Origin of the sequence: Tundrisphaera macrotermitis (genome assembly GCF_051175315.1) — a bacterium.
Taxonomy (GTDB): Bacteria; Planctomycetota; Planctomycetia; order Isosphaerales; family Isosphaeraceae; genus Tundrisphaera.
Genome location: NZ_CP195100.1, coordinates 621,885 through 635,157, shown reverse-complemented (window position 1 = coordinate 635,157; position 13,273 = coordinate 621,885). Strand labels below are relative to the sequence as shown.

Annotated in this window: 7 protein-coding genes; all 7 read right to left on the bottom strand. The window is 69.9% G+C overall.

Annotated features, from left to right (window positions below):
• Positions 1–7: 7 nt before the first annotated feature.
• The gene (locus TA3x_RS02950; RefSeq protein WP_435018608.1) at positions 8–1,000 is read right to left on the bottom strand and encodes an AAA family ATPase; all 993 of its coding nucleotides are present in this window, start codon (positions 998–1,000) and stop codon (positions 8–10) included.
• The gene (pnuC, locus tag TA3x_RS02945; protein ID WP_435018607.1) at positions 997–1,695 is read right to left on the bottom strand and encodes a nicotinamide riboside transporter PnuC; all 699 of its coding nucleotides are present in this window, start codon (positions 1,693–1,695) and stop codon (positions 997–999) included. The genes TA3x_RS02950 and pnuC overlap by 4 nt, the downstream gene beginning before the upstream one ends.
• A 100-nt stretch (positions 1,696–1,795) precedes the next feature.
• Entirely contained in the window at positions 1,796–4,597 is a 2,802-nt protein-coding gene (locus tag TA3x_RS02940; protein ID WP_435018606.1) for a cation-translocating P-type ATPase, read from the bottom strand.
• 158 nt (positions 4,598–4,755) lie between these two features.
• On the bottom strand, positions 4,756–5,322 hold the full coding sequence (locus TA3x_RS02935) for a hypothetical protein (RefSeq protein ID WP_435018605.1): 567 nt from the start codon (positions 5,320–5,322) through the stop codon (positions 4,756–4,758).
• Between the two features lie 22 nt (positions 5,323–5,344).
• Positions 5,345–7,645: a nitric-oxide reductase large subunit gene (locus tag TA3x_RS02930; RefSeq protein WP_435018604.1), complete on the bottom strand. Its 2,301-nt coding sequence runs from the start codon at positions 7,643–7,645 to the stop codon at positions 5,345–5,347.
• A 387-nt stretch (positions 7,646–8,032) separates the two neighbouring features.
• Positions 8,033–9,004, bottom strand: a complete 972-nt coding sequence (locus TA3x_RS02925; protein WP_435022279.1) for an alpha/beta fold hydrolase — start codon at positions 9,002–9,004, stop codon at positions 8,033–8,035.
• Between the two features lie 508 nt (positions 9,005–9,512).
• Positions 9,513–13,220: an efflux RND transporter permease subunit gene (locus TA3x_RS02920; RefSeq protein ID WP_435018603.1), complete on the bottom strand. Its 3,708-nt coding sequence runs from the start codon at positions 13,218–13,220 to the stop codon at positions 9,513–9,515.
• Positions 13,221–13,273 lie beyond the last annotated feature (53 nt).

Here is a 13,273-nt window from a genome sequence, read left to right as displayed (position 1 = left end):
CGCAGGGTCATGCGCCGTCGATCCAGGGCCTCCCAAGGATTGCCTCCACCGCCTCGATGGCGGCCGAGAGCCGTTCGTCGTAGGAACCCCGAAGGATGCACACCGGAATCGGCCCGCCGGCCAGTTGCTCGACGAACCGCTCGTGCATCCAGCCGCGGATCGCCTCCCCATCGCGGAAGCCATCCTGGACGAACGGGACGTCCGGCGTCGGGATCAGGTAGAGGTCGACCTTGTCGCGTGCCCCGATGGCATCCACTTCGGGATGGCGGCGCTGATGGTAACGCTCGAACCAGGTGCCGGTGGCGAAGGCGTTGGTGTCGCAGATGAGCACCCGGTTTGCGACCCCGGCGAGGGCATCCTCGCGTGCCTGCTGCTCGCGGGCGATGTGGACGAACTCGTCGGGCGTCCAGGCCGGGGGCGGGTCGTCCATCGTCAGGCCGGCGACCTTCCGTTCCCAGTGCTCGCGGCCGTATTCCGGGACCCACGCCGTGTCGAAGTGCCGGGCCAGGAGCTGCGCCAGGGTCGTCTTGCCCGTCGACTCGGCCCCGACCAGCACCACCCGGCGCACGAAATAGGCCCGCACGCAGGGCTCCAGCCAGTCCAGGTGGTCGAGCGGGGCGGAGCGGATCTTCGTGCCCGAGATCGGCACGGCCGAGCGCTCGCGGTCGATCATGACGTGCCGCGACCCCATGAACTCGGCATACTTCCAGCCGTAGTCCTCGCTGGTGAAGACGACGTCCGGGGCGCGGCCGAGGTAGCGGACCGTGAAATCCGCCCATTGCCGGCTGTCGTCCTCCAGTTCGTCGGGCACCAGGCGGATGTCGCAATCGGGGTGGATCCGCTCCAGCCACGCCTTGCGCATCTCGCCCGGGATCCGCTGGGACGGATGATGGGCGACCATCACGATCAGGTGGTCTACCTGCCGCCGCGCCGCGTCGATCAGGAACTTGTGGCCCCGGTGCGGCGGGTAGAACTTGCCGACGATGAACCCGAGTGTCACGTCGCGGCCTCCACGCGGGATGAGGTCCCGGGGAGACCTGCCTCGCCCCGGTGGGCCGTCCAGTTCTCGTGCCATCGCCGCAGCCCCAGGACCGCCAGGCCCAGGAAGACCGCATACAACACCGCCGTCAGGTGGAGCGACTTCGAGATGTAGAGAGGGATGTAGATCGCGTCGACCACGATCCAGCCCGCCCAGCTTTCCAGCCGCTTCCGGTTCAGCAGCCATTGCGACCCGAGGCTGATCGAGGTCGTCAGGGCGTCCCAGAACGAGGCCGATCCTCCGACGCGCCGGAGGACCAACCAGAGCAGCCCGGTGAGCACGACGACCGCGGCCGCCAGCCCCACCAACTCGCCCCGACCGGCCCGCGTGACGTGGAGCCGGGCCCCCCCACGCCCGCCATGCCGCCAGAGATACCAGCCCCGGACGCCCAGGGCCAGGTAGACGACCTGCAACGCCGCGTCGGCGAGGAGCCCGGCGCGGAGGAAGACGATCGCGAAGGTGGCCACGTTGACCAGGCCGATCGGGAAGTTCCAGATGTTCTCGCGGACCGTCAGCCAGACGCAGGCGGCCCCGGTGACGAACGAGGCGGCCTCCAGCCAGCTCGCCGAGCCGTGCCGCCCCATCCCGACGGCCAGCAGGGCGGCCGAGCCGATCAGGATCGCCGAGGCCGGGCCTTCATCCCACGTCTTCGCCATCGCGGTGCGCAACCTCCGTCGTGACGGCCTCGGCGTCGGGCCGAGGGGGCGAGCCTGGCCGTCCGGTCCGCGAACCCCGGGCCGCCCCCCCGACGCGGGTTCATTCGGGGCGATGGCCCCGATGGGCGGAGGACGGCCCCGACCACCTCTGGACGAGCTTGACCAGTTCCACGACGACGACGGGGGCCAGCGAGCAGGCGCCGATGACGGCCCAGTCCGAGGAGCTGGGCGGGGCGGTGTGAAGGACGCGCCGGAGCAGGGGAACGGTGCCGGCGAGCACCTGGAGGGCCACGCACACGACCACGGCGCCCCACAGCCACCCGTTCGTGAACAGCCGGCGGGTGAACGCCGACCCCCGCCGCGACCGCACGTTGAAGGCGTGCGCGACCTGGGCCAGGGCGAGCGTCATGAACGCCATCGTCGACGCCTGGCGCAGGCCGGTGCCCTCGCCGCCGTGCCAGCGGAGGCCCATCGCGAAGGCCGCGAGGGTCACCGCCGCGAGGGTCAGCCCCTGCCATGCGACCACCACGCCGGATCGCCGGTTGATCAGCGGCTCCTCGGGGTCGCGGGGCGGGCTCTTCATCATGTCGGGGGCCGAGGGCTCCATGGCCAGGGCCATCGCCGGGAAGACGTCGGTGATCAGGTTCAGCCAGAGGATCTGCAGGGTCCCCAGCGGCATCGGCCAGCCGATCATGATCGCGACGAAGACGACCAGGATCTCGGCGAGGTTGCACGACAGGAGGTAATAGACGAACCGGAGGACGTTGGCATAGATGATCCGGCCCTGCTCGACGGCCCCGACGATCGTGGCGAAGTTGTCGTCGGTGACGATCATGGCCGCCGACTCCTTGGCGACCTCGGTCCCCTGGATCCCCATGGCGATGCCGATGTCGGCCGCCTTCAGGGCGGGGGCGTCGTTGACGCCGTCGCCCGTCATGGCGACGACCTCGCGGCGCCGCCGCAACGCCTCGACGATCCGCAGCTTGTGCTCGGGCGACACCCGGGCGAAGACGGCCGCCTCGGTGGCGACGCGCTCCCAGCCGGCGTCGTCCAGCCCCTCCAGTTCGCGGGCATGGACGACCTTCAGCGGGTGGCCGCTCGCGTCCCGGTCCATGCCGAGCTGGCGGGCGATCTCGGCGGCCGTCGCCGGCTGGTCGCCGGTGATCATCACGGTGCGGATGCCCGCCCCCCGGCAGGTGGCGATCGCGTCCCGGGCCTCCTCGCGGAGCGGGTCGATCATGCCGACCAGCCCGGCGAAGGTGAAATCGCAGCCCAGGTCCTCCTCGCCGTGCCCATCGGGCAGGTCCCGGCAGGCCAGGGCCAGGACCCGCAGGGCGGCGGCCGCCAGCCCGTCGTTGTCATCCAGGACCTTGCGGCGGCCCCCCTCGGAAAGCGGCCGGGGGCCATCCGCGCCCGCCTCGGATCGGCAGGCGTCGAGCACGGCGCCGGCCGCGCCCTTGAGGTAGGCCACCGCCCGGCCATCGGGGGTCCGATGGACCGTGACCATCCGTTTCGACGTGCTGTCGAACGGGATCTCGCCGATCCTGGGGTAGTCCTGCTCCAGGCCCTCCTTGGGCATGCCCCCCTTGGCCGCCGCGACGATCAGGGCCCCCTCGGTCGGGTCGCCGAGCACGGCGGCCTGGCCATCGCGCCGCTCGATCCTGGCATCATTGCAAAGGGCGCCGACCCGCAGGGCCAGCCGCAGGAGCCCGTCCTCATCGGGGGTCACGGCCCGATCGCCCCGGCGGAACTCCCCCTCCGGGGCGTATCCGGTGCCCGTGACCTCGACCCTTTGCCCGTCCAGGACCAGGACGCTCGCGGTCATCTGGTTCTCGGTCAGGGTGCCCGTCTTGTCGGTGCAGATGACCGTGGTCGAGCCGAGCGTCTCGACGGCGGGGAGCCGGCGGACCAGCGCCCTCATGCGGGCCATGCGCTGCATGCCCACGGCCAGCGTCATCGTCGTGACGGCGGGCAGGCCCTCGGGCACGGCGGCGATGGCCAGCGAGATGCCGATCTCCAGCATGGGCAGGAAGGGGATGCCCCGCAGGTAGCCGGCCAGGACGATCACCGCGCAGAGGGCCAGCACGATCACGACCAGCGCCTGGCCGAGCCCGGCGAGCTTCCGCTCCAGGGGGGTATCCTGCTTGCCGGCCGCGTCGATCAGGGCGCCGATCTTGCCCATCTCGGTCCGCGCCCCGGTGGCCGTGACGATCAGCCGACCCCGGCCGTCGGTGATCGTCGTGCCCATGAAGGCCATGTTCTTCCGGTCGCCCAACGGCGCGCCGGGGTCGGCGATCAGGTCGGTCGCCTTGGCCACGGCGATCGATTCGCCGGTCAGGGCGGCCTCCTCGATCAGCAGGCGGGCCGCCTCGACCACCCGGCCGTCGGCGGGCACCCGCTCCCCGGCCGCGACGATCACGACGTCCCCGGTCACCAGATCGGCCGCGGGGACTTCCTTCTGCACCCCGCCCCGGACGACCTGGGCCACGGCCACGGCCTGCTTCTGCAACGCCGTCAGGGCCTGCTCGGCACGCCACTCCGTCAGGAAGCCGATGATCGCATTCAGGAGGATGACGATCAGGATCGCGATCGCCTCGACGAACTCGCCCAGGATCAGGGACACCGCGGTGGCCGTGAATAGCAGCAGCACCATCAGGCCGTGGAACTGGGCCACGAAGATCGACAGCGGCGACCGCTCCGGTGCCGCGGAGATCGTATTGGGCCCGTGCTGCCGGAGGCGGGCGGCGGCCTCGTCCTCGCCCAGCCCCCGGCGGTCGTCCGTCCCCAGGCGGGCCGCGACCTCGGCGGCGGGGACCGCATGCCACGCCTCCCGAACTTCCGTCGCCGTCCCCGGCGGATTGGTGGAAATCGGACGCCGCCCACCCGGTTCTGATGTATTCATACCGGATGGTAACGCCCGGATGGCGATTTGGGGATGCTCTCGTCCCTTTCCCCTCCCGCGCGGGCCGGATCGCCGGTTTGGGAGGATCCGTCCGCCATGCGGGGCCGGGGGGGATCGATTCGGGACCCGGTCGGGGGCCGAGCATGGGCGGTCGTTGTTCAGCGCGGCCCGATGCGGGCGGGACCGCCGGCATCGCCCCCCGCCCGCGTTTCGCCGAAGAGATCCCGCCACAGCAGCAGGACGCTGATGATCAGGGCGACGAGGAGAAAGGGCTCGCCGGGACGGCCCCACCAGGCGACCATCCCGCCGAGGGCGAACAGCGAGGCGATCGCCAGGATGAGCAGGGAGAGCCGGCGGTGGAACAGTCCGACGTCGGTCTCGTGGAACTCGGCCAGAGAGCGGTAGACGCGGCGGCCCTCGTCGTGGGGGGTGCAGAACGCCTTGAGGACGCAAGCATTGCAGGTCGGCGCCGGGGCCTTGTAGATGGCCAGCTTGTCGCGGTCGTCGAAGGTTTGCAGGGTGAGCAGCTCCCCCTGCGGGCATTCGTAGCGGTCGTGCAGCGAATCGTAGTCGAACCCCTCGTGGGCGAAGCCCTGGGCCTTGCGGAAGTGGGCCCGCGCCGCGACCTCCAGCGCCCAGCCCCCGGCCCACAACGCCGCCAGGTAGCCCAGCAGGAGGACGAGGGGTAGGTCGATCGATCGGTCCCATCCGGCGAACGGCGGCATGGTCGGCGGCCTCCCGGTCCGGTCACGCTTCGGGCGGGGCGGCCCCCGGCCGATCCTCGGCGAACAACGCGGCCTGAAGCGTCGCGCCTCCGGGATCGCGCGGGGCCGGCGCGATGCGGGGCCTTATGACCACGACAAAGCTATGCCAGAGGATCGCGAACGACCCCGTCATGAAGATCGCGTCGCCCGGCAACCGGGCCCACGAGAGCCACGGATGGTTGCGGAACCACTCCGTCCGCGCGTGCCAGTAGCCGTTGGTCACCACGTCCCCCAACTGGAGGACGCCCAGCGGGAACAGGTGGCCCAGGATCATCATCATCAGGCCGATGTTGGTCGCCCAGAAGGCATACCCGATCAGCCGGTCGTTCCAGTCCTCGGGCCGGGCCAGGTAGCGGGTGCAGAAGCAGAGCAGGGCCAGCGCCAGCATCCCGTAGACCCCCATGAACGCCGCGTGGCCGTGGTTGGAGGTCAGGAGCGTGCCGATCTCGTAGTAGCTGACCACCGGCAGGTTGATCAGGAACCCGAACACCCCGGCGCCCAGGAAATTCCAGAACCCGACCGAGACCAGGAACAGGACCGCCCAGCGGTGCGGGAATCCGGCGGCCCCGCCCATCTGCCTCGTCCCGAGTTGGAGGAACGACCACGCCTCGACCGTCAGCAGCGTCAGCGGGATGACCTCGGCCGCCGAGAAGAACGCCCCCAGGGCCATCTGGATCGCCGGGCCGCCGCTGAAGTAGCTGTGGTGCATCGTGCCGACCACGCCGCCCACCGAGTACAGGATCACGTCGAAGTAGATCAGGCGGGTGGCGAACCGCTCGGAGACGATCCCCAGCAGCACGAAGATGCTGGCCACCAGCATCGTGGTGAACAGCTCCAGGAAGTCCTCGACCCAGAGGTGGACGACCCAGAACCGCCAGAAATCGGCCATGGCGAACGTCCCCTTGGTGTGCGCCAGGAGGCCGACCGCATAGAACGCCGGGATCGACAGCGAACTGTAGAGGAACAGCCACGGCAGGTTCCCCCGGCTCTCGACCGCCAGGCGGGGCCGCAGCCCCCGGTAGATGATGACCAGCCAGAGGAGCATCCCGACGATCAGGAGGATCATCCAGAACCGGCCGAGGTCGATGTACTCCATCCCCTGCGCCCCGAGGATCGGACGCATGGCCAGCGACAGGTAGCCGTGGATGCTCAGCAGTTCGCCGCCCAGGCTGCCGAACACGACGATGGCCAGGGCCCCCAGCAGGATCGCCGACAGCCAGCCCTGGCCCTTCGGCTCGCGCCCGGCGATCAGGGGGGCCAGGAAGATGCCGGCCGCCAGGTAGGCCGTGGCCACGAAGAAGATGGCCATCTGCAGGTGCCACATCCGCGACAGGTTGTAGGGCAGGAGCCGCGGCAGGTCGATGCCGAAGAAGCCCGACGCCTCCACCATGTAGTGGACCGTCGCCCCGCCCACCAGATTCTGGAGCACGAACAGCGCCGCCACGACCAGGAAGAACCAGGCCGTGACCCGCTGCGCCGGGGTCAGGGCGACCTCGGCGGGGGGCAGGAACCGGATGCGCCGCTCCTCGGACTCGTGCCAGCCGATCGTCCGGCCGAATCGGCCGTAGACGCCCAGGATGATCCCAATCCCGCCCAGCAGGGCCACCAAAGACATGGCGCTCCACATGATCGCTTCGCCCGTGAGCGTGTTGCCCACCAGGTCGTCGGGCGGCCAGTTGTTGGTGTAGGAGTAGTCCTTGTCGGGCCGGCGTGCGGCGGCGGTCCAGGCGGTCCAGGCGATGAAGCCGGCGACCTGCCGGGACGCCTCGGGGTCGGGGATCAGGTGGGGCTTGAGGCCCGCCCCGCTGGACTCGCGGTCCAGGAACGACTCGCGGAGCCACTTTAGGTTGTCCTCGAAGGCCGAAACCTGTCCGTCGGTCCAGGTCAGCACGCCGGTGGCCGGGTCGTAGCGGTTGGCCTGAAGCTCGCGCCGGGTGCGCTCGCGTGCCGCATCGTCGCCCCCGTAAAGCTCGATCATGTGGGCCGCCGCCCGGTGGAGGTAGCTGGCGGTGAAGTCGGGCCCGAGGTAGGCCCCGTGGCCGTACACCGTCCCGTACTGCATCAGGCCGTAGGTCAGGAAATGCTCCTGCCCCTGGACGATCTGCGCACGGTCGAAGAGGACCCGGCCCCGCTCATCGACGATCTTGGCCGGGACCGGGGCCGACTCCCGGAACGTGCGGACCCCCGCATACCCCAGGATCGCGAAGCCGAAGATCAACGTCAGGATCGCCGACTGCATCCAGAGCGGCGAGACCGACATCGGGCGGCGGGGCGGCGTGCTCATGGGGATGCTCCTCGGGCGTCGAAACGGGGCGGATCGCGTGAGCAAGGGCCTCGTCCGGCCGGGGCCGATCGGCCGGCTCCTCGCGCCGGAAGCCCGTCCGGGCCCTACGCGCAACCCTGCACCCATGCCGACGGGATGCAGGCAATCCCCATGAATATTTGGATCTTGAGCCCCAGGATACAAGGACCATCCCGGAACTCAAGACAAAGTTATCCAATCATCCGAGAGGCGCCCGATCTCGCCGACCTCGGGCCTGGCCCTCCGGTCGGTCGTGGCCCTGGGGCGCCGCGCGAGCAGGCGGGATCGGCCGGGACGCGAAGCCGTGACGAACCCCATCAGGGCGGCGTCATCCGGACGGGAGGCCCGTCGCGGAGCCCCGTCTCCCGGTCATTTCTTGGCGTGCTTGCCGAGAAAGTCCCTCATCAGCCCGGCGATCTCCTCCCCGTTGGTCTCCAGGGCGAAGTGGCCGGCGTCGATGAGGTGATACTCCAAGGTCTTGAGGTCGCGTTTGTACGGCTCGGCCCCGGCGGGCGGGAAGATCTGGTCGTTCTTCCCCCAGGCGATCAGCATCGGGGGCCGATGCTCGCGGAAATACGCCTGCCAGCTCGGGTAGAGCGGCGGGTTGCTGCCGTAGCTCAGGAACAGGTCGAGCTGGATCTCGTCGTTGCCCTTGCGGTCGAGGAGGAACTGGTCGTGGGCCGCGCCGTCGGGGCTCACCAGTTCCGGGTCCTTCACCCCGGTCAGGTACTGCCATTTGGTCGCTTCGTAGGTGACGAGGTTGCGGATGGCGTCCCGCTTCTCCCGGCTCCCGGGCTCCTTCCAGTATGCCTTGATGGGTTTCCAGAAGTCGTTGTCCAGCCCCTCGTCGTAGGCGTTGCCGTTCTGGACCACGATGGCGGTGATCCGTTCGGGGTGCTTGACCGCCAGCCGGTAGCCGATGGGCGCCCCGTAGTCCTGGACGTAGAGGGCGTATTTCGTCAGGCCGACCTTCTCCGTGAACTCATCGATCACCCGGGCCAGGTTGTCGAAGGTATAGGCAAACGTGTCGTGGGCCGGCATCGAGCTGTGGCCGTAGCCGGGGTAGTCCGGGGCGACGACATGATACCGATCCGCCAGCGCCGGGATCAGGTTGCGGAACATCTGCGAGCTGGTCGGGAAGCCGTGGAGCAGGAGGATGGCGGGGGCATCCCTCGGGCCGGCCTCGCGGTAGAAGATGTCGAGGTCGCCGACCTTCACGGTCTTGTGGCGGACCGCCGCAGGGTGCTGGGCGGAGGCCGGGCCGGCGAGGACGAGGACGAGGGCGGCCGCGATGGCCGCGAAACGGATGATCGTCAGCCTGGACTTCCAGATGCGGTTCATGATCATGCCTCAGAGATCGTGGCGATGGGATGGCGTCGTGGCCTGGCATCCGCCGAGCTTCGCGATCCGCTTCCGGCGTCCCCGGGGGCCGACCAGCCCCCGAACCCCGGTCCGGCGGGGGATGAGTGCGGGTTCGGGGATCGGTGACCATCGAGGCCCATGAGCCCGGCGACCGGGCTGGCCGTCCCCCCGGGCCGGTCCGGCGTCGACCTCATGGATCTTGCGGCTGATCCGATCGGACGCGCCCCGTCGAAAGTCCTCCCGCCCTCGCGGGCGAGAATGACTCTCATACCAGATGGGCCAGCCGAGCGGGAACGGGTCAGTCCCCAGCCACCCGGTGACTTCCAGGGCCTGGCCGCCAGCCGCCGGCGTGTCGAGATGGCGGACCGACCAACACTCAGGGCGCTCCGTCGGCCTCCGGAGGCCTATCGAATCCCCCGATCATCCGGCAAAGATGCGATTGCGAATCATCCCATGATTCCTGGCCCGCGATGCGGTCGGGATCGCATCAGATCGGCTGGGGTATCGAGATAGGCAGATCGTGATGGCTCCGCCCGGCGCCGGCGTACTCCGGGGGCGGGCCCTCGGCGGCATGCTCGCCCGGAGCGGCCCATCGGATCAGCTTGAAATCTTCCACGAACAGGACGTAGAGCACCGGCACGACCACCTTGGTCACCAGGGTGGCGATCAGCAGCCCCATGATCTGCACATAGCAGAGGGGTTCCCACAACGGGCCCCCCTTGACCGCCAGAGGGATCAGCCCGCCCACGGTGGCCAGCACCGTGACCAACACCGGGCGGAGCCTCACCAGCGCCGCGTCGATCACCGCCCGGCGCACCGGCTCGCCCCGCTCGTGGGCCTCCTCGATGTACTCGAACAGCACGATCACATGGCTGATGATGACCCCGATCAGGGACGACACCCCCAGCAGGGCGAAGAATCCCAGCGGCACGCCGAAGACGATCAGCCCCATCAGCCCGCCGATCATCCCGAACGGGACCGCCGCGAACACCACCAACGGCTTGGTCAGGCTGTTGAACTGGAGGATCAACGCCAGGTAGATCATCCCGGTCGACACGAACATGGCGATCATCAGGGAGCCGAACCCCTTGGATTGCTCCTCCTTCTCGCCGCCGATCTGGAAGTGGTAGCCGGGCGGCCAGGCCTTGATGGCCTCGGCCAGCCTCGCCTCGACGTGGGTATATACGACGTCGGCCAGCAGCCCCGGGGCCACGTCGCACTTCACGGTCATGCAGCGTTCGTTGTCGCGGCGGCCGATCTTGGGGGCGACGAACTCGGGCGTGAAGGTGCTGATCTGATCGAGCGGGACCCGGGCGCCGTTGCGCGACCCGACCACGTTCAGCGTCTTCATGTCCTCCATCCGGCTCCGCTCGTCGGGCCGGAGCTTGAACAGGACCGGGATCAGGCGGTCGCGCTCGCGGATCGCCGTGGCCGTGTAGCCGGACAGCGCGCCGCTCATCAGGGCGGCGACGTCCTGATGCGACACCCCGGCGATGTTGGCGCGGTCGGGGTCGACCCGCAGGGCGATCTGGAGGGCCTCCGGGTCCCAGTCGTCCTGGACGTTCTCGGCGCCGGGGAACTCGCGCATGAATCCCTTGACCTGCTCGCCCAAGCGGCGGATCGTGGCGACATCCGGCCCCATCACGCGGAGTTGCACCGGGATGCCGATCGGCGGGCCCGACTCCAGGGCCTGGACGTGGACCCGCGCGACCGTCAGCCGGGGCGGGAGCTGTCGCTTCAGGGCCTCGGCCACGGCGTAGGTGCGGTGCTTGTCGCGGGTGTGGACCATCACCTGGGCATAGCCCGGGGTGGGCTGCTCGGGGACGATCGACAGCCAGAACCGGGGGCCCCCCGCCCCCACGAACGTGGTGTACGCCTCGACGTCGGGGCCGACGATCGCCTCGATCGCCTCGATCGCCGCCATCGCCTCCCCCTTGGTCTCGCGGATCGACGACCCTTCGGGCAGGTAGAGGTTGACCGTGAACGCCGAGTGCAAATCCTTGGGGAACAGGTTGGTCCCCAGCAGCGGCAGAAGGCTCAACCCCGCCGCCAGGGCGGCCAGGCAGACCGCCAGCGACGCCCACTTGTGGTCCAGGCAGACCTCCGAGAAGCCGTTGTAGATCCGGGCGAACCGCGACCCCCGCCCCTGGCCGTCGCCCAGCCCCGCCTCCAGGCCGGCCTGCCCCTTGAGCAGGTAATACCCCAGCAGCGGGATGAACGTCATCGAGACCAATCGGCTGGCCACCAGCGAGGCGGTGACGACCACCGGCAGGGACCAGATGAACTCGCCCACCCCGCCGCTGACGACCAGCAGGGGCAGGAACGCGGCGCAGTTGGTCACGGTGGCATAGAGGATCGCCCGCGACAGCTTCTGCGGGCCGAGCCACGCCGCCACGTCGCGCGGGACCCCGTGTGCCAGCTCGCGGTTGATCGCGTCGCCGGCCACCACCGGATCGTCCACCAGGAGTCCCAGGGCGATGATCAGGGCCGCGATCGAGATCTGCTGGAGGTCCACGCCCAGCAGGGCGCAGAACAGGAAGGTCATCGCCAGGGTGATCGGGATCGACAGGGCGATGATCAGGGCACTGCGCCACTCCATGAACACCAGCGAGATGAACACGACGATGACGACCGCCTCCATCAGGCAGTCGTTGAACTCGTGGATCTTGAAGCGGACCCGCTCGGGCTCGTCGCTGGTCCGCTCGATCCGCAGGTCGTCGGGCAGGATGCCGGAGAGCGAGGCCAGCCCGGCGTCGACCTCGCGGCTGAACTCGGCGATCTGCGTCCCCTTGACCTGGCGGATGGCCAGCGTGATCGCCCGCGTCGTCCAGGCCCGCGTCGGCCCCGACGGCGCGGGCTTCGCGCCGTGGCCGTGGTCGGCCGGTGGGGAAGCCTCCGCGTGGCCCGCCGTGGGCGAGTGGTCGGCGTCGGCCTTGATGGTGCGGAAGTTGAGGACCCGGGGCGGATCCTCGTAGCCCCGAACGATTTCGACGAGGTCGCGGAGATAGAGCGGCGCCCCGTCGCGGGTGTCGACCACCAGGTCGCCGATCTCCTTCTCCCCGGCGAGCTTCCCGCTGGGCTTCACCGCCAGGTTTTGCCGGGGCAACTCGACGGTGCCCCCCGCCTGGTTGATGTTCCTCTGCTGCAAGCGTGCGGCCAGGTCGGGCAATTCCAGGCCGTAGGGGCCCAGGCGGCGGTTGCTGAAGTAGAGGTAGATCGCCTCGGAGACGACCCCGAGCTGCTCGACCTTGCCGACCTTGGTCGACTGGCGGAGCCGGTCCTGGATCGTGTCGGCGAACCGATGCAGCTCCTCGTAGCTATAACGGGCGACCCCGCCCGGCTCGGCCTGGCAGCGTCGCTTCAACTCCGCCGCCAGCCCCGCGGGATCCTCGACCAGGACGCCCGGCCAGATGTCGGGGTGCCCCAGGCCGACGCCGATGGCCTGGGCCTGCCAGCGCTCGACCTCGGCCCGGAGCGCGGCCGGGTCGCGGCCCTCGGGCAGGCGGAAGTCGATGGCCGAGGCGCCGAGCAGGCCCAGCGAGACGCCGTCCTCGGCATATCCTCGACCCGCCAGGTGATCCAGGCACGATCGCCCGAGCCGCTCGATCAGCGCGGGATCGACGGTCGACGGGTGGACCAGGACGCCGCTGAAGCGCCGGCCCCGCGCCGCCTGGGGGCGGCCGGCCCGGACCTCTTCCAGGCGGGCGGCGATCACGGCGGCCCGACGCTCGAACTCCAGGTCGCTGACCGGCGGGCTCGACAGCGTGAGCATGATGGCCACGGTGTCGCCGAAATCCTTGTCGAGGACCGGGCGGACCGGAGCCCCGTCGACGCTGGGCAGATCGCCCATCGAGGCCAGCTTGTTGTCCAGGTCCTGCCAGACCGCCTCGGCATCGCGGGTCGTGTCGTAGAGGTCCACGAACACGAACGAGATCCCCTGCCGATTGGTCGACCGGACGTGCTCCACGGCCGGGTTCTCGGCCAGCCTCTTCTCGACCTTGCGGCTGACCTCCTGCTCCACCTCGACCGGATTGGCGCCGGGGTAGGGGGTGGTGACCAGGCCGCTGCGGACCTGGATCACCGGGTCCTGCCGCTGCGGCATCGCGCGGTACGCGGCGGCGCCGCCCACCATCGTGAAGAGCAGGAGCGTCCAGGCGATCGGCCTCTTGTAGACGAAGTACTGCGAGACCGTCATGCCAGTTCCCCGGGGCCCGGGGCGTCCCGGGCCGTTGCCGATCGATCGGAAGT